General features: G+C 62.3%; 22 protein-coding genes. 15 read left to right on the plus strand and 7 right to left on the minus strand.

Annotation, left to right across the window (positions count from 1 at the left end; all coding sequences use genetic code 11):
* The first annotated feature begins 188 nt into the window (after positions 1 to 188).
* From I8746_RS16965 to I8746_RS17000, 8 genes are all read left to right on the plus strand, one after another.
* Positions 189 to 1,049 (plus strand): glycine betaine ABC transporter substrate-binding protein, encoded by an 861-nt coding sequence (locus I8746_RS16965; protein WP_003252589.1) that lies wholly within the window; start codon positions 189 to 191, stop codon positions 1,047 to 1,049.
* Between the two features lie 204 nt (positions 1,050 to 1,253).
* Positions 1,254 to 1,565 carry a DUF485 domain-containing protein gene (locus I8746_RS16970; RefSeq protein WP_003252591.1) on the plus strand — a complete coding sequence of 104 codons (312 nt, stop codon included), beginning with the start codon at positions 1,254 to 1,256 and terminating at the stop codon, positions 1,563 to 1,565.
* Positions 1,562 to 3,226 carry a cation acetate symporter gene (locus I8746_RS16975; protein WP_012053405.1) on the plus strand — a complete coding sequence of 555 codons (1,665 nt, stop codon included), beginning with the start codon at positions 1,562 to 1,564 and terminating at the stop codon, positions 3,224 to 3,226. The genes I8746_RS16970 and I8746_RS16975 overlap by 4 nt, the downstream gene beginning before the upstream one ends.
* 153 nt (positions 3,227 to 3,379) lie before the next feature.
* On the plus strand, positions 3,380 to 3,865 hold the full coding sequence (locus I8746_RS16980) for a hypothetical protein (protein ID WP_004575810.1): 486 nt from the start codon (positions 3,380 to 3,382) through the stop codon (positions 3,863 to 3,865).
* A gap of 68 nt (positions 3,866 to 3,933) precedes the next feature.
* Entirely contained in the window at positions 3,934 to 4,425 is a 492-nt protein-coding gene (locus tag I8746_RS16985; RefSeq protein WP_004575809.1) for a CS1 type fimbrial major subunit, read from the plus strand.
* Between the two features lie 74 nt (positions 4,426 to 4,499).
* On the plus strand, positions 4,500 to 6,968 hold the full coding sequence (locus I8746_RS16990; protein WP_014754200.1) for a CS1-pili formation C-terminal domain-containing protein: 2,469 nt from the start codon (positions 4,500 to 4,502) through the stop codon (positions 6,966 to 6,968).
* A 54-nt stretch (positions 6,969 to 7,022) separates the two neighbouring features.
* Positions 7,023 to 7,796, plus strand: a complete 774-nt coding sequence (locus I8746_RS16995) for a molecular chaperone (protein ID WP_221100855.1) — start codon at positions 7,023 to 7,025, stop codon at positions 7,794 to 7,796.
* 11 nt (positions 7,797 to 7,807) lie between these two features.
* Entirely contained in the window at positions 7,808 to 8,971 is a 1,164-nt protein-coding gene (locus tag I8746_RS17000; protein ID WP_012053402.1) for a hypothetical protein, read from the plus strand.
* Positions 8,972 to 9,044: 73 nt separating this feature from the next.
* On the opposite strand, the gene I8746_RS17005 is transcribed toward I8746_RS17000, so the two are convergent.
* Positions 9,045 to 9,197 (minus strand): DUF3309 family protein, encoded by a 153-nt coding sequence (locus tag I8746_RS17005; RefSeq protein ID WP_003252624.1) that lies wholly within the window; start codon positions 9,195 to 9,197, stop codon positions 9,045 to 9,047.
* 205 nt (positions 9,198 to 9,402) lie between these two features.
* Between I8746_RS17005 and I8746_RS17010 the strand changes: the two genes are divergently transcribed.
* Entirely contained in the window at positions 9,403 to 10,212 is an 810-nt protein-coding gene (locus tag I8746_RS17010) for an SDR family oxidoreductase (RefSeq protein WP_004575805.1), read from the plus strand.
* A 120-nt stretch (positions 10,213 to 10,332) separates the two neighbouring features.
* Entirely contained in the window at positions 10,333 to 10,512 is a 180-nt protein-coding gene (gene csrA / locus I8746_RS17015) for a carbon storage regulator CsrA (protein WP_004575804.1), read from the plus strand.
* 14 nt (positions 10,513 to 10,526) lie between these two features.
* On the opposite strand, the gene I8746_RS17020 is transcribed toward csrA, so the two are convergent.
* The 5 genes from I8746_RS17020 to mnmC all read right to left on the minus strand — a co-directional run bounded on the left by I8746_RS17020 (position 10,527) and on the right by mnmC (position 17,825).
* Positions 10,527 to 10,754, minus strand: a complete 228-nt coding sequence (locus tag I8746_RS17020; RefSeq protein ID WP_004575803.1) for a YheU family protein — start codon at positions 10,752 to 10,754, stop codon at positions 10,527 to 10,529.
* Between the two features lie 83 nt (positions 10,755 to 10,837).
* Positions 10,838 to 12,022: an osmoprotectant NAGGN system M42 family peptidase gene (locus I8746_RS17025; RefSeq protein WP_221100856.1), complete on the minus strand. Its 1,185-nt coding sequence runs from the start codon at positions 12,020 to 12,022 to the stop codon at positions 10,838 to 10,840.
* Between the two features lie 170 nt (positions 12,023 to 12,192).
* Positions 12,193 to 13,938 carry an N-acetylglutaminylglutamine synthetase gene (gene ngg, locus I8746_RS17030; protein WP_221100857.1) on the minus strand — a complete coding sequence of 582 codons (1,746 nt, stop codon included), beginning with the start codon at positions 13,936 to 13,938 and terminating at the stop codon, positions 12,193 to 12,195.
* Between the two features lie 3 nt (positions 13,939 to 13,941).
* Entirely contained in the window at positions 13,942 to 15,729 is a 1,788-nt protein-coding gene (locus tag I8746_RS17035) for an N-acetylglutaminylglutamine amidotransferase (RefSeq protein WP_221100858.1), read from the minus strand.
* Positions 15,730 to 15,860: 131 nt separating this feature from the next.
* Entirely contained in the window at positions 15,861 to 17,825 is a 1,965-nt protein-coding gene (mnmC, locus tag I8746_RS17040) for a bifunctional tRNA (5-methylaminomethyl-2-thiouridine)(34)-methyltransferase MnmD/FAD-dependent 5-carboxymethylaminomethyl-2-thiouridine(34) oxidoreductase MnmC (protein WP_088513601.1), read from the minus strand.
* 136 nt (positions 17,826 to 17,961) lie between these two features.
* Here mnmC and pap point away from each other — a divergent pair, with 136 nt between their 5' ends.
* A complete protein-coding gene (pap, locus tag I8746_RS17045) occupies positions 17,962 to 19,455 on the plus strand; it encodes a polyphosphate:AMP phosphotransferase (protein WP_014754195.1) in 1,494 nt (497 codons plus the stop codon).
* A 236-nt stretch (positions 19,456 to 19,691) separates the two neighbouring features.
* Entirely contained in the window at positions 19,692 to 20,645 is a 954-nt protein-coding gene (locus tag I8746_RS17050; protein ID WP_221100859.1) for a DMT family transporter, read from the plus strand.
* 276 nt (positions 20,646 to 20,921) lie between these two features.
* Here I8746_RS17050 and I8746_RS17055 read toward each other — a convergent pair whose 3' ends face one another.
* Positions 20,922 to 22,316: a class II fumarate hydratase gene (locus tag I8746_RS17055; protein WP_012053394.1), complete on the minus strand. Its 1,395-nt coding sequence runs from the start codon at positions 22,314 to 22,316 to the stop codon at positions 20,922 to 20,924.
* 154 nt (positions 22,317 to 22,470) lie between these two features.
* Here I8746_RS17055 and I8746_RS17060 point away from each other — a divergent pair, with 154 nt between their 5' ends.
* The 3 genes from I8746_RS17060 (at position 22,471) to I8746_RS17070 (ending at position 24,462) form a co-directional block, all read left to right on the plus strand.
* Positions 22,471 to 22,995 carry a DUF2059 domain-containing protein gene (locus I8746_RS17060; protein ID WP_010952796.1) on the plus strand — a complete coding sequence of 175 codons (525 nt, stop codon included), beginning with the start codon at positions 22,471 to 22,473 and terminating at the stop codon, positions 22,993 to 22,995.
* A gap of 10 nt (positions 22,996 to 23,005) precedes the next feature.
* On the plus strand, positions 23,006 to 23,302 hold the full coding sequence (locus I8746_RS17065) for a BolA family transcriptional regulator (RefSeq protein ID WP_010952797.1): 297 nt from the start codon (positions 23,006 to 23,008) through the stop codon (positions 23,300 to 23,302).
* A gap of 227 nt (positions 23,303 to 23,529) precedes the next feature.
* Positions 23,530 to 24,462, plus strand: coding sequence for a rhodanese-related sulfurtransferase (locus I8746_RS17070; RefSeq protein ID WP_012053393.1), 933 nt, complete (start codon positions 23,530 to 23,532; stop codon positions 24,460 to 24,462).
* The last annotated feature ends 1 nt before the right edge of the window (position 24,463 follow it).

Raw genomic sequence — 24,463 nt, forward strand, 5'->3', positions numbered from 1 at the left:
CAAAAGGTTAGATAGTAGCCCGGCGCCAAACCTTTGGCATGCAAGGATCGCGCAGGCCGAGGTAGGCCGATGGCGCTAATGGCATAGTGCTGTCGCATATGGGGCGGGTGCAGGTCGCAGCTGGATCAGGTCGACTTGTGTTGCAGGAAGATGATGCAATCTCCAAGACCTGACGAGGGGATGCTTTGATGGCAACTTTGAAGAAAATGCGACGTTTCCTGGGTGTGGGCACCGCCCTGGTAATGGCCATGAGCGCTGCACAGGCTATGGCCAAAGAAGTAAGCATTGGTTACGTGGATGGTTGGGCCGACAGCGTGGCGACCACCAACGTGGCCGCCGAAGTAATCAAGCAAAAACTCGGCTATGACGTGAAGTTGCAGGCCGTGGCCACGGGGATCATGTGGCAGGGTGTGGCAACTGGCAAGCTCGATGCCATGTTGTCGGCCTGGTTGCCGGTGACCCATGGTGAGTACTGGGCCAAGAACAAGGACAACGTGGTCGACTACGGCCCGAACTTCAAGGATGCCAAGATCGGCCTGATCGTCCCCGAGTACGTCAAGGCAGTGAGCATTGCCGACCTCAAGACCGATAACAGCTTCAAGGACAGGATTGTCGGCATCGACGCAGGCTCCGGTGTGATGCTCAAGACCGACCAGGCGATCAAGGACTATGGCCTGACCAGTTACAAGTTGCAGGCCAGCTCGGGTGCGGCGATGACTGCGGAACTGGGCCGTGCCTATGCCAAGCAGCAGTCGATTGCGGTGACCGGTTGGGTTCCGCACTGGATGTTCGCCAAGTGGAAGCTGAAGTTCCTCGAAGACCCGAAAGGCGTATATGGCGCGGCAGAAACCGTGAACAGCATCGGCAGCAAGGAACTGGCCACCAAGGCACCGGAAGTGGCGGAGTTCCTGAAGAAGTTCAACTGGCAGTCCAAGGACGAGATTGGCGAGGTGATGCTGGCGATTCAGGAAGGGGCCAAGCCTGAAGCGGCCGCCAAGGACTGGGTCGCCAAGCACCCTGATCGTGTGAAGGAGTGGACTGGCAAGTAATCACTTTGCAGGGCCAATGTGGTTTCTTCGCGGGTAAACCCGCTCCTACAGGAGCGGGTTTACCCGCGAACGGCTCATCACTTTGTTACGCAATCGGTAAAACACCGTTGCATCTAAGACTAAGGTCGTCTGGTTGGCGTCCATCGGCAGCATAAAGTAAGGGTGTGGGTTCCATCCCGTATCTGTGCTGCTAGGACAAAAACAATGAACGACAGCATTTACCTCTCGATACAAAACAGCCCCCGTTTCAAGGAGCTGGTCACCAAACGCGAACGGTTCGCCTGGATTCTCTCGGCGATCATGCTCGGCCTGTACTGCGCCTTCATCCTCCTGATCGCCTACGGTCCTCATTTGCTGGGCGCCAAGCTCAGCCCTGAGTCATCGATTACCTGGGGCATTCCCCTGGGCGTCGGCCTGATCGTTTCGGCATTCGTCCTGACCGCCATCTACGTGCGCCGCGCCAACGGCGAATTCGATGAGCTGAACAAGGAAATCCTGAAGGAGGCGCAACAATGATTCGCCAAACCAAAGCCCTGGCCGTATTGGCCTGCGGAGCCTTCGCACCCGCCGTGTGGGCCGCCGATGCCCTGACCGGCGAGGTGCAGAAACAACCGCTGAACGTTTCCGCCATCGCCATGTTCGTGGCCTTCGTCGCCTTCACCCTCGGCATCACCTACTGGGCCTCCAAACGCAACAAGTCGGCATCGGACTACTACGCTGCCGGCGGCAAGATCACCGGCTTCCAGAACGGCCTGGCGATTGCTGGCGACTACATGTCGGCCGCCTCGTTCCTGGGTATTTCCGCGCTGGTGTTCACCTCGGGTTATGACGGCCTGATCTACTCGATCGGCTTCCTGGTTGGCTGGCCGATCATTCTTTTCCTGATCGCCGAACGCCTGCGCAACCTGGGCAAGTACACTTTTGCCGACGTGGCCTCGTACCGCCTCGGGCAAAAGGAAATTCGCACCCTGTCGGCCTCCGGTTCGCTGGTGGTGGTGGCGTTCTACCTGATCGCGCAGATGGTCGGCGCCGGCAAGCTGATCGAGCTGCTGTTCGGTCTGGACTACCATGTGGCGGTGATCCTGGTGGGTATCCTGATGTGCCTGTACGTGCTGTTCGGCGGCATGCTGGCCACCACCTGGGTACAGATCATCAAGGCTGTACTGCTGCTGTCCGGTGCCAGTTTCATGGCGCTGATGGTCATGAAGCACGTGGGCTTTGACTTCAACACGCTGTTCTCCGAAGCCATCAAGGTACACGCCAAGGGCGAGGCGATCATGAGCCCTGGCGGCCTGGTCAAGGACCCGATCTCGGCATTCTCCCTGGGCCTGGCACTGATGTTCGGTACTGCCGGCCTGCCGCACATCCTGATGCGCTTCTTCACCGTCAGTGACGCCAAGGAAGCGCGCAAGAGCGTGCTGTATGCCACCGGCTTCATCGGCTACTTCTACATCCTCACCTTCATCATTGGCTTTGGCGCAATCCTGCTGGTTAGCACCAACCCGGAATTCAAGGACGCCGCAGGCGCTCTGCTGGGTGGCAACAACATGGCTGCGGTGCACCTGGCCAATGCGGTGGGTGGCAGTGTGTTCCTCGGCTTCATCTCGGCGGTGGCCTTTGCCACCATCCTGGCGGTGGTGGCTGGCCTGACCCTGGCCGGTGCCTCGGCGGTGTCCCACGACCTGTACGCCAGCGTCTGGCGCAAGGGCAAAGCCAACGACAAGGACGAGATCCGCGTATCGAAGATCACCACTGTTGCCCTGGGTGTGCTGGCGATCGGCCTGGGGATTCTGTTCGAGAAGCAGAACATCGCCTTCATGGTCGGCCTGGCGTTCTCCATTGCGGCCAGCTGCAACTTCCCGGTACTGCTGCTTTCGATGTACTGGAAGAAGCTGACCACCCGCGGCGCCATGATCGGCGGCTGGCTGGGCCTGGTGAGTGCGGTGACGCTGATGATCCTTGGCCCGACCATCTGGGTACAGATTCTCGGCCACGAGAAGGCCATCTACCCGTACGAGTACCCGGCGCTGTTCTCGATGGCCATTGCCTTCGTCAGCATCTGGTTCTTCTCGGTCACCGACAAGTCCAAGGCGGCTGAGGATGAGCGCGCGCTGTTCTTCCCGCAGTTCGTGCGTTCGCAGACTGGCCTGGGTGCCAGCGGGGCGGTCTCGCACTAACGTCAATCCCCTGCACTGAAAAACGCCCCGCCTGTCGGGGCGTTTTTATTTTATGCCGTCAGAAACAACCTACATACAGAGTGAGGCTCTGCCCATAAAGTTTCCTCATGTCGTAAGGGCTCTATAGATGCCGGCACATTTGGGGAATGTTCAATGAAGTTACGCTGTTTGATCACCTTCGCTCTCCTTGGCGTGGCGGGCGCTGCCGGGGCGAAGGAAATACCGCAGGATATCAGTGTCCAGGCTGTCGTGTCGGTACCAGAGTTTCAGGTGAGCTCGGTTGACAGTTGGTGGGAGGGCGTACTTCAGGCTGAATATGACCCGGACCGGGGCGTCTTCAAGCAAATTGAAAAAGAGGTGTTTGTAAAAAGTACCTACGGCCCAATTTACGCGAAAACAGACCGTTCGGATTATCGGTTCACCCGGGTAGGCGGTGCAGAAGCGCCCCGTCGATACCACATCATGTTGAATCGCAAAAAAATGGGCACAGCACCGGTTGAAATCGTCAGTGCTGCTGAAGCCGCTCAGGGAAAAAACATTCAATTCAGGTTCTATCCGATGGCGGAAGCGTCGTCGACTCGCATGCCCGGCACCTACGTCACGCAAGCCACCTTGATGTTTGAAACAGGGGCGCCCTGAACCGCAATTTCATTCGGGTGCCCCCGGGTGCCCGCTATTTTATGTGCAACCGTTAAAGGAAGTTTGATGTGAAACCCTATGTATTGGCTGTCCCGTTCCTTGCATTGTTTGCCGGTGCCGCTGTCGCGTCCGCCCCTGAGCCGATCAGCCAGAATATTTCAGTGACGGCGATCATTCCCGGGAATGATTTTTCAGTGGCCCCCGTAGGGGACTGGCTGGAGAAAGGCGTGACCCTTGAATATGAACCGGAGCGCGAAGACTTCAAGGCGGTCAATGAAAAGTTCACGGCACAGAGTGATGTCGGCGCTATTCAGGCCCACCTGCTGAACACAGCGGCGCTGCAAGACCCACAAACCGACCAGAGGATTGATCTTGTCATCTCTGTTGGGGGTAAAAAGTTGGCGTTGACGCCCACGGAGGTCATGAGCGCGGAAGATGCTAAAGTCGGCAACGATCTTCCCATTACGTTTAACGCCATAAAGCCTGAGAAAGGTTATGTAAAGGGTGAGTATGCCGGGACAGTGAGCGTGTTGTTTGAGACTTCCTCCACCAGCCTTTGATTGAAGCAGTGCCGCCTGCCTCAGCTTACTGGATATTTACCAGTGTAGGGGCAGGTGTTGAAGTGGATTGAATCATGTTCCAGTTTGCTGCACCCGGCCGTGCACTCGCTGTCTGGCTGCTGGGTGCTGCCTGCCTTTTGCCCCTCGAAGTGTTGGCCGAGCGCGCGTCCAGTGCCATTGACCTGAATACATTCGGGCGTTTGCCTGAAGACTTCGAGGCGCACTTTTTCGATGTGCCACTTGCCGTGCGAGTGGAACTGGATCAGCGCTACCTCGGCGATGCCATGGTGGTGCTGAGCCGTGATAACCGTGTGCAGTTGCTGGCGTTTACCGACACTGAGCAGAGCGCAGAGCCGGCCACACTCAGGCAGTTATGGCAACAGCGCCTGGAGGGCGGGCGCATGCTGGGCGACTGCCTGCAAAACTGCCCGGACGGGTTGCAGGCTATCCATTACAGCCTGGCCAATTCCCAGTTGTCACTGCTTACATCCAATGCCGAGAAGCGGGAGCAGGACGCGCTCTTCCACCACCTTCCGGAGCAGAGCGACGCGGGGTTGCTGCTGCGTAACCAGCTCAACCTGGTCAATGATGGCAATCAGACCACGGGCAGAATCGGCCTGCTCGGTCAGGGCAACCTGCATAACTGGACGACGCTTGCCGATGCACGCGTGGAACGCACCCCAGCTGAGCAAGGCGATATGCGTTACCGCATGAACCAGCTTTACGCGCAGAGCCTGCATGAAGCGCATTTCTTTCGGCTGGGTTACTTCTCCACTGACTCACAAGGCCTGGTGCGCCAGCCTGCGCTACTCGGGCGCCGCCCTGATAGCACGCTTGGCTTGATGCTGGGCAGCAGTGACAGCCTGCTGGTCGACAATGGCCAGGCCAGCGCTGTCCCCGTCTATGTCACGCCGAACCGCCCCGGTATCGTGGAGATCTACCGCAATGGCTCGCTGATCAACAGTCAGCCGGTACAGCCGGGTTTGCAGGCGATCGACACGCGGGTATTGCCCGGCGGCATCTACGATGTGGAACTGCGTTTGCTCGAAGACGGCCTGGAGACCTCGCGCAGCGAAGTGTCCATCTACAAGCCCAGCCGGTGGCAGAACATGGATAACCGCTGGCGCTACAACCTGTACCTGGGCCAGCAGGTCGAGCTGCTGAGCAACTCGGATGGCAATCGTGAACAGAGCCCGGTGTTCGGTGCCCTTTCCAACTACCTGGTGCATCCTTCTGCGGTGCTGGGGTTGTCAGTGCAACAGGTCGATGCTGACCTGCAGTTGGGTACCTCGCTGGACTGGGACGTGCATGAACGGTTCAAGCTTTACGCCAGCCTCAATCAGACCCAGGGCCTGGGCAACGGCGGCGATCTGCAGTTGACCTATACCCACCCTTGGGGCTCGTTGTTGCTGAGCCACAACCAGACCTGGCTGGAGCCTGGCAGTAACGGTCGTGACGATACGTCACAGCGTCAAGTGCGCAGCCGCACCGCCTTTTCGATCAACCAGCGGGTAACCTCGCGCAGTTCAGCGACGCTGCGCCTGGAACACAGTGCGGGCTCGGCAAGCGGCCTGGGTGCCGACCTGAGCTGGGCGTTCTACGGGAAACTGCGGGGGCATCAGAGCAGTGTTCGCCTGTCACTTTTCGACAGGCCTGGAACGCGCAGCAGCGCCGGTGTCCGCAGCCGCGGCGTCAACGTTGCTGTCAGCATGAAGCTTGAGCGCGATGGCAGGCAGCTTGGCGTCGATGTGGGTAGCCGCGCCTCGCGTGAGGGGGGTAATGACCCCTACGCTTCGCTGTGGTATCGGCAGAACGTCGACCTGGGCCCCGTGCACAGCCTGGGGGGCAGCGCGACGCTCGACGGCTATGGCACCAGCCTGGCGGCCAATGGGCGGTTCCATAGCCAGGCGCTGCAGGGCGATGCCTATGCCCAGAGTTCCTCTTTCAACAATAACCTCAGCGGTGGCCTCAACCTGGAAAGCACCCTGGCGCTGGGCGCCGGGAAGCTGGCCATGGGGGGCAGCAACCTGCCGCTCGAAGCCGGCTTGATCATCGATGTCGAAAGCGATCTGCACGGTGTGAAGCTGCGCGCCAACGATGGCCAGGGCATGAGTGCAGTGCTGCACCCCGGGCGCAATATCGTGCCGGTGACGGCGTTCAAATCTGGCCATGTGCGTTTCGACTTCGACACGAAGGACGTGCCGCCAGCACAGATCCAACCCCTCGCTGTGGACTATCACCTCAACCGCGGTGGGGTGGGGTACCACGCAGTGAAAGTCATGCGAACGGTGACTGTGTTTGGCCGGCTGCTCGACGGGCAAGGCCAGCCACTGCACGGCGCGCATGTGGTCAATGACGCCGGGCGCACGGTTGTCGAGGCGGATGGCTATTTCAACGTGGAAATGAGTGAGTCACGGCCCACCCTGGAAATTCGCCATGGCACGGCAGGCAACTGCCTTCTGACATTAACGCCGGACAACTTTGATCGCGAGGATGACCTGCTGATCGTGGGTGATCAGCGGTGTGTGCCCAGTGTGGGCTGAGCCGGCTTTCGGCATGACGCTGTAGAGGGCCCGATTCCCGGGTCGATGGATTGGATGTTGAGTAAACAGAGGTTGAAGATGCACAGGTTCACATTTCACTTGTCACCCTTGTTGTTCGTTGCGCTGATGTTGCCGTGGTTTGCCCAGGCCGGGCCACAGTTGGATGTTGGCACGCTCTACGACTACCTCGAGCCTGGCAAGGGCACCTATGCCAAACGCGTCTACAACCGGGGGGACAGTACCGCCTTCGTCAAAGTCAGCGTGGTGGAGTTGGTCTACGACGGCCAGGCAGAACCCCGTGAGGTGGACATCGATGAGCTGCCCTTCGACCAGCGCAGCGTTGTTGCCAGCCCGGCGCGGATGATCATCCCGGCACGCGGCATGCAGGCCGTGCGGTTGCTGTATCGCGGTGAACGGAACCAGGAGCGTTACTACCGGCTGCGCTTCGTCCCGGTGGTGCCGGAACAGGATGACAGCTTCGCACTGGATAAAACGGAGCTTGACGCTTACCGCAAAGAACTCAGTGCCGGTGTGCAGTTTCTGGCCGGCTACGGCACCATTTTGATTACCAAGCCTGCTGCCACGCGGTACCAGACCTCGATCGAGCGCGTCGGTGGGAAATGGACCGTGCGCAACGAGGGCAATGCAACGGTGCTGCTCGACAACGTCGAGGCCTGTGTGTTGGTCCAGGACGAGTGTGATCCTCCGGCCAAGTACCATCTTCGCCCCGGGCGTACGCGCGAATTCGTCGAGAAGCCCGGGCTTGAATATCGCTTCGAACTGGTGGAAGGCGATGCGCGCAAAGCCATGAACTTCAAGGCAGAGTGAGAGGTAGAGGCATGTTTCGCAAGTGTGCAATGCTGGTACTGCTGTCGGGCGTGTTGGGTTCGTCGTGGGCGCAAGCGGCCGACATTACGCTCAAGCTGCGTTACCGCGGCGAGACCCGGCAATTTGAAAACCTGACACCCCGGTCGTCACCTGTCTGTACTCAGTTGCCGCAGCTTTGTGGCGATCCGTTGCAGGATCTGCTGGATGTGGGGGTCGAATACTCGAAAACAGTCGATGGCGAAGGCACCGATGGCTTCTACCTCTCGGCCCCTGTCCAGCCAACTGCGCTACTGATGGTCCGTGACAAGACCGGCGAGCAAGTCAGCATGGACTTTGCCATTACCCACCTGGGCGGCGCGGTAGCTTCGGACGATGGGGCACCGACGCTTGCGGCGCGCACGGGCCTGGACTCGAGTGGTTGCCAGGTTGCGTTGGCGAGCGCGGCCCATCGCCTGTTTCTGTGGTCGCCAGCCAGCAACGGGTGCTGGGCCAACCTCAACGCGGCGAATGCGAGCACTTACCATGTGAGTCACCTTACGCTGGGCTACAAGCTGAAGACGCCTTTGCCAGCGAGCTTGAAGTCGGGCGTGTACCGAGGGCGCGTGGTCTATTCGATAGGCCCCGACAGGGATATAGGCCTGGGCTCGAGCCGAACAGTCGCTGGGCTCACGGCCGATTCAGTGGCGATCAACGTCGAACTGGAGGTGGTGCATGACCTTGAGGTGCGTTTTGAGCCGGGTTCCGAGCAGGTGGTCCTGGTGCCGCAGCAGGCGCACGGGCATGGGAGCCGAGGGCGGGGTGTGGCAGAGAAACTGGAAAAAGACGTGGGCTTCAGCCTGACTGCCAGTGGGCCATTCAACGTCTGGGCGCTGTGCAGCACCGGGCTGGATAGCACGTGCAATCTACGGTCGGCCAAGGGCCATGGCATACCGCTGTACCTGGCCATGACCTTGCCAGGGGTTTCCTACAATGGCCGTTCGCTCTATCGGCAGGCCATGTCCTTTGGCGGAGCTGAGAACGCCATGAGCCTGGAAGTCCCGCCAGAGGGTGTGACCGGCAGCGAAGGGCAGTTGCATTTCCATGTATACCCTCGCGGCCACACCCAGAAACAGGACATGTTGCCTGGTATCGAGTATCAGGCCGTCGTGACAATGGTGTTTGATGCGAACCTGTAGAATGGCAACCGGGTGGTGTGACCCGCTTGCCATTCACCTCACGTGACTGTTTGAAGTGGCTATCCGCAGCGCGTCATATCATCCCAAGCAACAGTAATACCAACAGAATCACCAACACCACGCCGATTATGCCGGAAGGGCCATAGCCCCAGCTGCGCGAGTGGGGGAAGACCGGTAAGCCACCGATCAGCAGCAGAATCAGGATGATGATAAGGATCGTGGTCATGTCAAAGTCCTTGCGTGATTAGGGGGCAAGAGCCTGAGATTGCTGGCCTCTCGATAATTCGGACCGGTGCGGGTTGGTAAAGATTCCATCCCCGTGCAGCCGTCTACCAATCATGCCCGCCCATTCACTGCCCTGATGAATCCTCCCGGATGGCGACGCCTTGATTAGACTCACCGGACTCCCTGTCAAAACAAGGCCTGCGACCATGCAAAAACGCATCATGATCACCGGCGCCGGGTCCGGCCTCGGTCGCGAGATCGCCCTGCGCTGGGCGCGTGAGGGCTGGCGCCTGGCATTGGCCGATGTCAACGAAACCGGCCTGCGCGAAACGCTGGAGCAGGCTCGCCAGGCCGGTGGCGACGGCTTCGTCCAGCGCTGCGACGTGCGCGACTACAGCCAGCTGACGGCCCTTGCCCAGGCCTGCGAAGAGAAGTTCGGTGGCGTCGATGTGATCGTCAACAACGCAGGCGTCGCTTCGGGCGGCTTCTTTGCCGAACTGTCACTGGAAGACTGGGACTGGCAGATCGCGGTCAACCTGATGGGCGTGGTCAAGGGCTGCAAGGCCTTCCTGCCGCTGCTGGAGCGCAGCAAGGGGCGCATTATCAACGTCGCCTCGATGGCCGCACTGATGCAGGGCCCGGGCATGAGCAACTACAACGTGGCCAAGGCCGGTGTGCTGGCCTTGTCTGAAAGCCTGCTGGTGGAGTTGCGTCAGGTAGAGGTGGCAGTGCACGTGGTGTGCCCGTCGTTCTTCCAGACCAACCTGCTGGACTCGTTCCGCGGCCCGAACCCGGCGATGAAGGCGCAGGTGGGCAAGCTGCTCGAAGGTTCGCCGATCAGTGCGGCAGACATTGCCGACTATATCCATCAGCAGGTCGCTGCAGGCGAGTTTCTCATCCTGCCGCATGAAGCAGGGCGCCAGGCCTGGCAACTGAAACGCCAGGCCCCTGAGCGGCTGTATGACGAGATGGCCGAAATGGCGGTGAAAATGCGGGCAAAAGCCCCGTCGCGATGATTGGTCTGTAGGAGAAGTTACTCAAAAGTGTAAGAAGCTTCTGAATTGTAGTGGCGCTATTGAGTAGCTGAATACCTACGAGGCAGGCTCCGGTTTTCCCTTTCGCAGGAGGATCGGAACATGCTGGTAATAGGGCGCGAAGTAGGGGAGGTCATCGTGATTGGCGATGACATCCGGATCATGGTGGTAGAGACCCGGGACGGCGTGGTGCGCTTTGGTGTGGCTGCTCCGCGTGAGGTGCCGGTGCATCGAGCCGAAGTTTACAAGCGCATCAAGGCGTCCAAGCAGAGCAAGGCCTGAAGAGGCCTGACCTGCTATTCGAGCAGCTCGCGGGGCACATCATGCTTGGCCAGCAACTGGCATTGCTGGCTTTCCAGGTCGAACAGGATGAAAGCCTGGCCTTTGGCCAATGCCTGGCGTACCCGCAGCACGCGGGTTTCCAGCGGGGTGTCGTCGCCGTTGTCAGTGCCGTCGCGGGTGACGAAGTCCTCGATCAGGCGGGTCAGGGTTTCGGCTTGCAATTGGTCGTAGGGGATCAGCATGGTCGGGCGGTGTCTGAAATAGGTATGGGCATGCTACGCGAAACATTCGAGGTGTTGGGGCCGCTTTGCAGCCCCAAGGGCGTTTAGCCTTTGTTTCCGACCAGGCTGTCCACGGCCGGTACCCGCGTGTCGCTCTCCATCTGCGCATCATGCTCCAGCTGGTGGCTGAAGCGCTCGAGTGACGTATTGGCCGGCTGCGAGTCGCTGGCAAACACGGGCGGGCTCAGCAGGTAGGCTGACAACAACCGGCTCAGCGCTGCCAGGCTGTCGATATGGGTGCGCTCGTAACCATGGGTGGCATCGCAACCGAACGCCACCAGCGCGGTACGAATATCGTGCCCGGCAGTCACCGCCGAATGGGCATCGCTGAAGTAGTAGCGGAACAGGTCGCGCCGCACCGGCAAGTCATGGTCGCCGGCCAGTTTTAGCAGGTGTCGGGACAGGTGGTAGTCGTAAGGCCCCGACGAGTCCTGCATGGCCACACTCACCGCATGCTCGCTTGACGCCTGGCCGGGTGCCACCGGGGCAATGTCGATGCCGACGAACTCGCTGACATCCCAAGGCAGGGCGCCGGCTGCGCCCGAGCCGGTTTCCTCGGTGATGGTGAACAGCGGGTGGCAGTCGATCAGCGGCTGGAGACCGCTTTCCACCACAGCCTTCAGTGCCGCCAGCAATGCCGCTACACCGGCCTTGTCGTCCAGGTGGCGGGCGCTGATGTGGCCGCTTTCGGTGAACTCGGGCAATGGGTCGAAGGCCACGAAATCACCAATGCTCACGCCCAGTGCCTCACAGTCGGCGCGCGTGGCGCAGTAGGCATCCAGGCGCACTTCCACGTGGTCCCAGCTGATCGGCATTTGGTCGATGGCCGTGTTGAAGGCATGCCCGCTGGCCATCAGCGGCAGCACGCTGCCACGGAATACCCCGGTATCGGTGAACACGCTAACCCGGCTGCCTTCGGCAAAACGGCTGGACCAGCAGCCGACGGGCGCCAAGGCCAGGCGGCCATTGTCCTGCAATTGGCGCACGCTGGCGCCGATGGTATCCAGGTGGGCAGAGACGGCGCGGTCGGGCGAGGTCTGCCGGCCCTTCAGCGTGGCGCGGATGGTGCCGCGGCGGGTCAGCTCGAAGGGGATGCCCAGTTCGTCAAGGCGCTCGGCCACGTAGCGCACGATGGTGTCGGTGAAGCCGGTGGGGCTGGGGATGGCGAGCATTTCCAGCAGCACGCGTTTGAGGTAGTCGAGATCGGGTTCGGGGAGTCGTTCGGACATGTCCAGGCCTCCGGTCGGGGTAAAATTTCGCAGTCCTTGTGGGAGCGGCCTTGTGTCGCGAAAGGGCCGCAAAGCGGCCCCGGCAATATCGGCAGCGAAGCTGAGATCCTAGGGGCGCTTCGCACCCCATTCGCGACACAAGGCCGCTCCCACAAAAAGCCGAGCAGTTGTCAGGCCAACGGCCGGCTATGGGGAAACAGCAGGTCGATAAAGCGCTCGGCCGTGGGCTGCGGTTCATGGTTGGCCAGGCCAGCACGTTCGTTGGCCTCGATGATCACGTACTCCGGCTGCCCGGCATCGCGCACCATGAAGTCCAGCCCAACCACCGGAATTTCCAGTGCCCGTGCCGCCCGCACGGCAGCATCGGCCAGCACCGGGTGCAGGCGTTCGGTGACATCTTCCAGGGTGCCGCCGGTGTGCAGGTTGGCCGTGCGCCGCACGGCCAGGCGCTGGCCGGTCGGCAACACGTCGTCATAGCCAACGCCCGCTGCGCGCAAGGTGCGCTCGGTTTCGTCGTCCAGCGGAATGCGGCTTTCGCCACCGGTGGCGGCCTGGCGGCGACGGCTCTGGGCTTCGATCAACTGGCGCACACTGTGCTTACCGTCGCCCAGCACCTGCGCTGGGTGGCGGATGGCCGCGGCCACCACCTCGTAACCGATCACCACGATGCGCAGGTCGAACCCGGCATGGAAGCTTTCCAGCAGCACGCGGCTGTCGAACTGGCGGGCATGCGCCACGGCACGGGTGATGTCGTCGATGCAGGTCAGGTTCACCGCCACGCCCTGGCCTTGCTCGCCATCGACCGGCTTGACCACCACCGCGCCATGCTCTTCCAGAAACGCCAGGTTGTCATCGGCATTGCCCGCCAGCTGTTGTGCGGGCACCTGCAGCCCAGCGTTGTGCAGGGCGTGCTGGGTCAGGCGTTTGTCCTGGCACAGGGTCATGGTCACGGCACTGGTCAGGTCGCTGAGCGATTCCCGGCAGCGAATGCGCCGCCCGCCCAGGCTCAGGGTGAACAGGCCGCCAGCGGCGTCATCGACCTGTACTTCGATGCCCCGGCGTAGCGCCTCGTCGACGATGATGCGAGCGTAGGGGTTGAGGTCGGCTTGCGGGCCAGGCCCGAGGAACAGTTGCTCGTTGATACCGTTCTTGCGCTTGACTGCGAAGGTGGGCAGGTTGCGAAAACCCAGTTTCTGGTACAGGCGCTTGGCCTGGCGGTTGTCGTGCAGCACCGACAGGTCCAGGTAGGCCAGGCCACGGCTCATGAAGTGTTCGATCAGGTGGCGCACCAGCACTTCACCCACGCCGGGGCGGGTGCAGTGTGGGTCCACCGCCAGGCACCACAGGCTGCTGCCATGCTCGGGGTCATCGAACGCCTTGGTGTGGTTCAGGCCCATGACGCTGCCGATAACCGCGCCGCTGTCTTCGTCCTCTGCCAGCCAGTACACCGGGCCACCCAAGTGCCGGGGGGTAAGCAGCGCGGCGTCGACGGGGAGCATCCCGCGCGCCTGGTACAGCGTGTTGATCGCCTGCCAGTCGGCGGGGTTCTGTGCCCGGCGCACGCGGAAGCCGCGAAATACCCGCTGCGCCGGGCGGTAGTCGGTGAACCACAGGCGCAGGGTGTCGGACGGGTCGAGGAACAGCTGCTGGGGGGCCTGGGCCAGCACCTGCTGCGGTGCGGCCACGTACAGGGCGATGTCGCGTTCGCCCGGGTGCTCGTCGAGCAGATCCTCGGCCAGGGAAGCCGGGTCGGGGTAGGTGTGGCCTATCAACAGCCGGCCCCAGCCGCAGTGCACGGCACGCGGCTGGTCGTGGGGCTGGCTGCCGTCGCCGGCCAGGCGCGCTTGCAGGCGCTCGTAGGACGGCGCTTGGCCGCGCAGCAGGCGCTGACCATAAGCGATTTCATGGGCTTTCATCGGTCAGATTCCTTGTTCGCTCAGCCACAGGTTCAGCGCCGCCAGTTGCCACAGCTTGGAACCGCGCAATGGCGTCAGCTGGCCGTGTGGGTTGCTCAGCAGGCGGTCGAGCATGGCCGGGTTGAACAACCCTCGGTCCTGGCTGGGGTCGGTCAACAGTTCGCGTACCCAGCCCAAGGTGGCACCTTCCAGATGCTTCAGGCCCGGTACCGGGAAGTAACCCTTCTTGCGGTCAATCACCTCATGCGGGATCACCCGTCGCGCTGCCTGCTTTAGCACCTGCTTGCCGCCGTCGGGCAGCTTGAAGCGTGCGGGAATGCGTGCCGACAGTTCCACCAGGCGGTAATCAAGGAACGGCGTACGCGCCTCCAGGCCCCAGGCCATGGTCATGTTGTCCACCCGCTTGACCGGGTCGTCGACCAGCATCACGGTACTGTCCAGGCGCAGGGCCTTGTCCACGGCAGCCGGTGCGCCGGGGCGCGCGAAGTGTTCGCGCACGAAGTCGCCGGCAGCGTCGGTTTCCAGCAGCCAGGGGGCCTGCACGGTGTCGCGGTATTCGGCGTGGCTGCGGTCGAAGAACGCCTCACGGTAGGCCGCATAGGCATCGTCGGCGCCGTCCACCTGCGGGTACCAGTGGTAACCGGCGAACAGCTCATCGGCACCCTGGCCGCTCTGTACGCCTTTGCAGTGTTTGGCCACTTCCCGCGACAGCAGGTAGAAGGCGATGCAGTCGTGGCTGACCATCGGCTCGCTCATGGCGCGGAAGGCGGCCGGCAGTTGGTCGATGATTTCGTGTTCGGCAATGCGCAACTGGTGGTGACGGGTGCCGTAGTGTTTGGCGATCAGGTCCGAATACTGGAACTCGTCGCCACGCTCGCCGCCGGCATCTTCAAAGCCGATGGAGAAGGTCGACAGGTCGTCAACGCCCACTTCGCGCAGCAAGCCGACCAGCAGGCTGGAATCGACACCGCCGGACAGCAACACACCCACATCGACGGCTGCCCGCTGGCGGATGGCTACGGCGTCGCGGGTGGCGTCGAGTACGCGGGTGGTCCAGCCTTCCAGATCAAGTTCACGCTCGTCGGGGTGGGGGCCGTACTTCAGCTGCCACCAGGTCTGGCGTTCCACTTCGCCATGGCGGTCGATGCGCATCCAGGTGCCGGGCTCCAGCTTCTGCACGTTGGCCAGCAGGGTGCGCGGTGCCGGTACCACGGCGTGGAAGTTCAGGTAGTGGTTGAGGGCCACGGGGTCGAGCATCGGGTCGATGTCGCCGCCCTTGAGCAGTGCCGGCAGGGTCGAGGCAAAGCACAGGCGCTCGCCGTTGCGCGACAGGTACAGGGGTTTGACGCCCAGGCGGTCGCGGGCCAGGAACAGGCGCTGGTTGTCGCGCTCCCAGATGGCCAGGGCAAACATGCCGTTGAGCTTGGGCAGCAGCGCCGCGCCCCAGGCGTGGTAGCCCTTGAGCAGCACCTCAGTGTCGCCGTCGGACCAGAAGCTGTAGCCCAGCGCCTGCAATTCCTCGCGCAGTTCGGGGAAGTTGTAGATGGCACCGTTGAAGGCCAGCGACAGGCCCAGCGTATTGTCGACCATCGGCTGCGCCGAGCCGTCGGACAGGTCCATGATCTTCAACCGCCGGTGGCCAAGGGCAATCGGCCCCTGGCTATGGAAGCCCCAGGCATCCGGGCCACGCGGGGCCAGGTGATGGGTAATGCGCTCTACCGCAGCCAGGTCGGCTGGGCGAGGGGCTTGGTCGATGGGGGTGAAACGTAACTCTCCTGCTAATCCGCACATAAAGTCCTTACCGGTTTTTCCGTTGGGGAGGTGATGCCCCGGATTAGGGCACCTTAAGGAACTGACCTATGTGCTTTTCGAGAGTTTTAGAATGTTTGGTTATATGTGGACGGGCAGGCAACCCGATGCAATCATTTCCCCCGGATCAACCGGCGCAATCCAAACCGGTTCGGATGACACGCCTGCGCCACTGCCCGCGGCAATGGCAGCGGTTCGCCACATACCCAGGCCGCCACCAGCTCGCCGCTCAAGGGCGCTGTTATCAACCCGCGTGAGCCATGCCCGCTGTTCACATACAACCCGCCCAGCCAAGGGCAGGGCACATCCGGTACTTGCCGCGCATCCCGGCCCAGTACTGCATAGGCTTCGGCAAACGCCTGCGCGTCGGCGATGGGCCCGACGATCGGCAGGTAATCCGGGCTGGTGCAACGGAACGCAGCACGTCCCTGCAATTGCTCGGGGTCCAGTTCAGCCACAGCCAGCCGTTGCGCCAGATCGACGGAAATTTCGTCCAGCAGCGCCAGGTTGCCCTGGTGCTCGGCCACCGTCGGTGCAAGGTCTTCGCTATGGAAGTCAAAACTGGCGCCCAGTGTATGTTCACCCTCGCGTGGCGGTGCCACATAGCCTTCCGCGCACACCACGGTGCGCAGTGCCTGGCTGCTGGCGGTGGCCGGCAAGCGGGTGATCTGCCCACGGATGCGCTTGAGTGGTAACTGCGCGCAAGGTTCGAAGCGCAGCACATCCGCCGCACCGGCCAGGACCACCACTGGAGCGCGGGCTAACAGCTGGTCGCCAGCCCAGGCTTGCCAATGCTCATCCACTTTGCGCAGTTCGAGCACGTCCTGGTGGGTCACCACGCGAATACCAGGGTGCTGCAACTGCTGTTGGCACAGCGCTGGCGGGTGCACCCAGCCACCTTCGGGGTAGAACAACCCGCCGCCAGGCAACGCCACGCCGGCGATGGCTTCGGCCTCGGCGCGCGCCAGGCAGTGCAGCAAGCCGGGGTCGAAGGCGGCAGCCAGCTTGCCCTGGCGTTCGGCCTCCTTGCTGTCGAAGGCCAGTTGCAGCACCCCGCAGGCATCCCAGTCACGGCCACGCTGCAAGCGCTGCAGCTGACGCCGGGTGTAGCCGAACCCGGACAGGATCATCTGCGAGAGCGCGGTGCCATGGGCAGACAGCTTGAGGTACAGCACCCCTTGCGGGTTGCCCGAAGCCTCCTGGGCGGGGGCTTCGTGGCGCTCCAGCACGGTAACCTGCCAGCCGCGCCGGGCCAGGCTGGCGGCGCTGCTGCTGCCGGCAAGTCCGGCACCGATCACCAGCGCCTCGCGCGGCCCCTGTGTCACCGCGGGGCGCGCGTACCAAGGCGCGCATGGGCCGGACAGGGGGCCGACGTAGGCGCCGCTCATCACCTCCCACTTCTTGCCGATGCCTGGCACCTTCTTCATGGCGAAGCCGGCTTCCACCAGGCTGCGGCGTACCCAGCCGGTGGTGGTGAAGGTGCCCAGCACCGTGCCCGGATGCGATAGCCGCGCCAGTTGCGCAAACAGCTCCGGGGTCCACATGTCGGGGTTCTTGGCGGGGGCGAAGCCGTCGAGGAACCACACATCGATCTGCGCATCGAGTTGCGGCAGCTGTTCCAGCACATCGCCTATCAACAGGGTCAGGGTGACCCTGCCACCGGCGAAGGTGAACTGCTGAAAACCCGGGTGCACCGCCACGTATTGCTCCAGCAGTGGCTCGGTATAGGCGGCCAGTTCAGGCCACAGGCGCACTGCGCGGGCCATGTCGGCCTGGTCGAGGGGGTACTTCTCGACGCTGACGAAGTGCAGGCGCGCGTCGCTGTGTGCGTGCTGGTCGAACAGCTGCCAGGCGCAGAAAAAATTCATGCCGGTGCCAAAACCGGTTTCGCCGATCACCGTGCAGGCATGCGGCGCCAGGTGGGCAAAACGTTCGGCCAGGCGGGTCTGGCCGAGGAACACGTGCTTGGTTTCTTCGATGCCTTCGTTGACTGCGAAATAGACGTCGTCATAGTGCCGCGAATGGGGGCGGCCCTGGTCGTCCCAGTCGATCTGGGCGTGCTGGAGGAGGGTGGGCATGGTGGGCTCGGTTGCAGCGGATGGCGGGATTTTATGCCATCCGGCTGAGCTGTGGGAGCGCGTTCATTGGTGAAGAGGCCCGCACAGGCCGAAATGAAATCCGCTAGTCTTGTTTATCCATTGAAGGAGCCAGTGCATGTTCGAATCTGCCGAAATCGGCCACAGCATCGACAAGGAGGCTTACGACGCCGAGGTACCCGCTTTACGCGAGGCCCTGCTCGAAGCCCAGTACGAACTCAAGCAGCAGGCGCGGTTTCCGGTGATCGTGCTGATCAACGGCATTGAAGGCGCCGGCAAGGGTGAGACGGTAAAACTGCTCAACGAGTGGATGGACCCGCGCATGATCGATGTGCTCACCTTCGACCAGCAGACCGACGAAGAGCTGGCCCGCCCACCCGCCTGGCGCTATTGGCGGGCCTTGCCACCCAAGGGGCGGATGGGTGTGTTCTTTGGCAACTGGTACAGCCAGATGCTGCAGGGACGGGTGCACGGGGTGTTCAAGGATGCCGTGCTCGATCAGGCCATTACCGGTGCCGAGCGCCTGGAGGAGATGCTGTGCGATGAAGGTGCGCTGATCATCAAGTTCTGGTTCCACCTGTCCAAGAAGCAGATGAAGGCACGGCTGAAATCGCTCAAGGACGACCCGCTGCACAGCTGGAAGATCAGCCCGCTGGATTGGCAGCAGTCGCAAACCTACGACCGCTTCGTGCGCTTTGGTGAGCGCGTGCTGCGCCGCACCAGCCGCGACTATGCGCCATGGCACATCATCGAAGGGGTAGACCCGAATTACCGCAGCCTGGCGGTGGGGCGCATTCTGCTGGAAAGCCTGCAAGCCGCGCTGGCCAATAATCCCAAGGGCAAGCACCAGGGCAACGTGGCCCCGCTGGGCCACAGCATCGACGACCGCAGCCTGCTTGGCGCCCTGGACATGACCTTGCGCCTGGACAAGGCCGACTATCAGGAACAGTTGATCACCGAACAGGCCCGTCTGGCCGGCCTGCTGCGTGACAAGCGCATGCGCCGGCACGCCCTGGTGGCGGTGTTCGAAGGTAATGACGCCGCCGGCAAGGGGGGCGCCATCCGCCGCGTGGCGGCAGCGCTGGACCCGCGGCAGTACCGTATAGTGCCGATTGCCGCGCCGACCGAAGAAGAGCGCGCCCAGCCGTACCTGTGGCGGTTCTGGCGGCACATCCCGGCACGGGGCAAGTTCACCATCTTCGACCGTTCCTGGTATGGCCGGGTGCTGGTGGAGCGGGTGGAAGGCTTCTGCAGCCCCGCTGACTGGATGCGTGCCTACAGCGAGATCAACGACTTTGAAGAGCAGTTGGTGGATGCCGGCGTGGTGGTGGTCAAGTTCTGGCTGGCGATCGACCAGCAGACCCAACTGGAGCGCTTCGAAGAGCGTGAGCAAATTCCGTTCAAACGCTACAAGATCACCGAGGATGACTGGCGCAACCGCGACAAGTGGGACGAATACTCCCAGGCGGTGGGCGACATGGTCGACCGCACCAGCAGCGAGATTGCCCCTTGGACGCTGGTAGAGGCCAATGACAAGCGCTGGGCGCGGGTGAAGGTGGTGCGCACCATCAACCAGGCGCTGGAAGCGGCGTTTGCCAAGCACAAAAAATAGCCGACGGTGATGTTGCCTGTTCTGGCCCTTTCGCGGGTAAACCCGCTCCTACAGGGGGACGCGATCCCTTGTAGGAGCGGGTTTACCCGCGAAAGGGCCAGAACAGGCAACACCTCCCCCCAGCCATGCCCCAAAAGAATGACCTGATGAATTCTTTTCTCGGCACTCTCCACCGTCCCCGTCCTCCAACCCCGTAGAATTCAACAACCCCCACCACGGGCTTGATCGAGGATTTTATGCACACCACTTCTGGCCGCTGGGGCTATGGGCTGTTCCTGGCACTTCTGACGGCGCTGCTCTGGGGCATCTTGCCGATCAAGCTCAAGCAGGTATTGCAAGTGGTCGACCCGATCACTGTCACCTGGTACCGCCTGCTGGTCTCCGGCAGCCTGCTGTTCGCCTGGCTGGCGGCTCAGGGGCGTTTGCCGTCCATGCGTAAACTGGCGCCCAAGGGCAAGGGCCTGGTGCTGGTGGCCGTGCTCGGCCTGATGGGCAACTACGTGCTCTACCTGATCGGTCTCAAACTGCTTAGCCCAGGCACCGCACAACTGGTGGTACAGATCGGCCCGGTGCTGTTGCTGGTGGCCAGCGTGTTCGTGTTCCGCGAGCGCTTCAGTGTGGGGCAGGGCGTGGGCCTGTTGGTGCTGCTGGCAGGGTTTGGCCTGTTCTTCAACCAGCGCCTGGAAGAGCTGCTGACTTCGCTGGGTACCTACACCACCGGCGTGTTGACCATTTTGCTGGCGACCAGCATCTGGGTGTTCTACGCCCTGAGCCAGAAGCAATTGCTGACCGTGTGGCACTCGCAGCAGGTGATGATGGTGATCTACCTCAGCTGCGCTGCGTTGCTGACACCTTGGGTGCACCCGCTGGAGGCCTTGCAACTGACCCCGGTGCAAGGCTGGCTGCTGCTGGCCTGTTGCCTGAATACCCTGGTGGCATACGGCGCGTTTGCCGAAGCACTGGCGCACTGGGAGGCCTCACGTGTAAGTGCCACGCTGGCGCTGACCCCGCTGGTGACCTTCGTTGCGGTGGCGCTGGCGGCGTTGGTTTGGCCTGAGTATGTGCATGCCGAGGACATCAATGCCCTGGGCTATGTGGGGGCGGTCACGGTGGTGTTCGGTTCGGCGCTGGTGGCGCTTGGGCCGTCGCTGGTGGCGGGTTGGCGGGCCCGCCGGGCGCGGTTGGCCTAGTGTGGTGTTTCACAAATAACGACCATAACGCGCGGCGCTTTTTGCGCTCATGCGGCGTTGTCGCTCCTCGCCGTAGCTGGGCTACGACTCGTCGCGACGCCTTGCTTGAGCGCAAAAATCGCTCGCGAGTTATTGGCCGTATTTGCAAAACACCACACTAGGTCTGTCGATTGCCTGTACCGGCCCTTTCGCGGGTGAACCCGCTCCTACCATGGATCGCCGCTCGTCGTAGGCGCGGGTTCACCCGCGAAAGGGCCGGTACAGGCTACAGAGCAGTCAGCCCTTGCCGCCTGGCGCCAGCATGTTCTCCGGCCGCACCCACTGGTCGAACTGCTCATTGGTCAGGTACTTCAACGCCAAGGCCGCCTCGCGCAAGGTCGTGCCCTCGCTGTAAGCCTTCTTGGCAATTTCCGCCGCCTTGTCATAGCCAATATGCGGGTTCAGCGCCGTCACCAGCATCAACCCGCGCTCCAGGTGCGCGGCCATCTGCTCGGCATCCGGCTCGATACCCGCCACGCAATGCTGCTGGAAGTTGCGGCAACCATCGGCCAGCAACTCGATGGATTGCAGCAGGTTATGGATGATCACCGGCTTGAACACATTCAGCTGCAAATGCCCCTGGCTGGCGGCAAAGCCGATGGCCGCGTCGTTGCCCAGCACCTGGCAGGCCAGCATCGACAGCGCCTCGCACTGGGTGGGGTTGACCTTGCCCGGCATGATCGAGCTGCCGGGCTCGTTGGCCGGCAGGCGCACCTCGGCCAGGCCGGCGCGCGGGCCGGAACCCAGCAGGCGCAGGTCGTTGGCAATTTTCATCAAGGCCACGGCCAGGGTTTTCAGGGCGCCCGCCAGGCTGGTCAGCGGTTCGTGGCCGGCGAGGGCGGCGAACTTGTTCGGCGCGGTGATGAACGGCAGGCCGGACAGCGCCGCCAGCTCGGCAGCGATGGCCTCGGCAAACCCCTGCGGGGCGTTCAGCCCGGTACCCACGGCAGTGCCGCCTTGGGCCAGTTCGCACACCGCCGGCAGGGTAGCGCGGATGGCGCGCTGGGCGTAATCGAGCTGGGCGACGAAGGCCGACACTTCCTGGCCGAAGGTAATCGGCGTGGCGTCCATCATGTGTGTGCGACCGGTTTTCACCAGCTGGTGGTGACGCATCGACAGCTCGGCCAGCCCTGAAGACAGTTCGGTGACGGCCGGCAGCAGCTTTTCCTGCACCGCCTGGGCTGCCGCAATGTGCATGGCGGTGGGGAAGCAGTCGTTGGAGCTCTGCGAGCGGTTGACGTGGTCATTGGGGTGCACCGGCGCCTTGCCGCCACGGCCTTTGCCGGCCAGTTCGTTGGCGCGTCCGGCAATCACCTCGTTGACGTTCATGTTGCTCTGGGTGCCACTGCCCGTCTGCCAGACGACGAGCGGGAACTGATCGTCGTGCTGGCCAGCCAGCACTTCATCGGCGGCCTGTTCGATCAGCCGAGCGATATCGGCCGGCAGGTCGCCATTGCGGTCGTTGACGCGCGCCGCGGCCTTCTTGATCAGTGCCAGGGCGTGCAACACCGCGAGGGGCATGCGTTCCTTGCCAATGGCGAAGTTGATCAGCGAACGCTGGGTCTGCGCACCCCAGTAGGCGTTCTCCGGAACTTCGACCGGGCCCAGGCTGTCTGTCTCGATACGGCTCATTCTGTACTCACTCCTGTGTAGTTCGAAATCGCAGTTTAGGCCCTGATTCGACCGAGCGGTTCCGTCGCTCGTCGTGCCACTTGAGCACATCGCCACCACGGCGCAGAATGCTCTACTCTGAGGTGCCCGCCTCCCTCTCTTTGAAGGAAATGCAATGACCCGTCTCCGTGTCCTTTGTGCCGCCGTTGCCCTGGTTTGCGCCAGCGGCCAGGTACTCGCTGCCACCGCCAGCCACAACGCTGCTGCCGAGAAATTCCTGACCCTGGCCAACGCCGACAAGCTGGGCACCCCGGTGTACATGCAAGTGCAGCAGATGTTCGCCCAGCGTTTCGCCCAGACCAAGGCCCCGGCCGCCAAGCAGCCGGTGCTGGAAAGCTACCAGGCCAAGGCCAATGCCGCGCTGGACAACGCCATCGGCTGGAACAAGCTGAAGCCGAAGATGGTCGACCTGTACACCCGGACCTTTACCGAGCAGGAGCTGAAGGACCTGGTCAAGTTCTACGAATCGCCGCTGGGCAAGAAAGTGCTACGTGAAATGCCCAAGGTCACCCAGCAGTCGGCACAGCTGACCCAGCAGAGCCTGGAGCCCGCAGTACCGGTGGTGAACAAGCTGCTGGAAGACATGACCAAAGAGCTGGACCCGAACGCAGGCAAGGCCGCCGCCCCAGCGAAGAAGTGAGTACGCAGCAATGACCATGCAACAACGTATCGAACAGCAACTGGCCGCGCTGGCGCCGCAACACCTGGAAGTGCTCAACGAAAGTCACATGCACAGTCGTGGTCAGGAGACCCACTACAAGGCCGTGATCGTCAGCGAGCAGTTCGCCGGGTTGAACAGCGTCAAGCGCCACCAGAAGGTGTACGCCACCATGGGTGAGCTGATGGGCGAGATCCACGCCCTGGCCATCCACACCTACACCGCCGAAGAGTGGGCCAAGGTCGGCGTTGCACCGGCCTCGCCCGTGTGTGCGGGCGGCGGGCACTGAAACCTTTCTGTTGTTCTGGTAGAATCCTGCAAAATCCGGGGGCCGCTTTGCGGCCCTTTCGCGACACAAGGCCGCTCCCACAGGAACCGCACTAGCCATCGGGTTACGCGGTCTCTGTGGAAGCGGCCTTGTGTCGCGAAAGGGGCGCAAAGCGCCCCCATGCTTTTTCTATACCTGTCAAACCCGGTCCGCCCCTTACGAGGGCAACCACCTGGAGATTCCGTTACATGTCTCAAGCCATCGTCGTCGCGGCGCTGTACAAGTTCGTCACCCTGGAAGACTACGTCGAGCTGCGCGAGCCGCTGCTCAAGACCATGCTCGACAACAATGTCAAAGGCACCCTGCTGCTGGCCCACGAGGGCATCAACGGCACCGTATCGGGCACCCGCGAAGGCATCGATGGCCTGCTGGCCTGGCTGCGCAACGACCCGCGCCTGGTCGATGTCGACCATAAAGAGTCGTATTGCGACGAGCAGCCGTTCTACCGCACCAAGGTCAAGCTCAAGAAAGAGATCGTCACCCTCGGCGTGCCGGGCGTAGACCCCAACCAGGCCGTTGGCACCTATGTCGAGCCCAAGGACTGGAACGCCCTGATCAGCGACCCGGAAGTGCTGCTGATCGACACCCGCAACGACTACGAAGTGGCCATCGGTACGTTCAAGGGCGCCATCGACCCGAAGACCGAAACGTTCCGTGAGTTCCCGGAGTACATCAAGGCCAATTTCGACCCGAGCAAGCACAAGAAGGTCGCCATGTTCTGCACCGGCGGCATCCGTTGCGAAAAGGCCTCCAGCTACATGCTCGGTGAAGGCTTCGAGTCGGTCTATCATCTTAAGGGCGGCATCCTGAAATACTTCGAGGAAGTGCCTCAGGAAGAAAGCCTGTGGGACGGCGACTGCTTCGTCTTCGACAACCGGGTTACGGTGCGCCATGACCTGAGCGAAGGCGAGTACGACCAGTGCCACGCCTGCCGCCATCCGATCAATGCAGAGGAGCGCGCGTCCGAGCACTATTCGCCAGGTGTCAGCTGCCCGCATTGCTGGGACAGCCTGAGCGAGAAGACCCGGCGCAGTGCCATCGACCGGCAGAAGCAGATCGAGCTGGCCAAGGCCCGCAACCTGCCGCACCCGATCGGTTACAACTACAAAGCCGAGGCTTGAA

Origin of the sequence: Pseudomonas sp. USTB-Z (assembly GCF_019691255.1) — a bacterium.
GTDB classification, from domain to species: domain Bacteria; phylum Pseudomonadota; class Gammaproteobacteria; order Pseudomonadales; family Pseudomonadaceae; genus Aquipseudomonas; species Aquipseudomonas alloputida.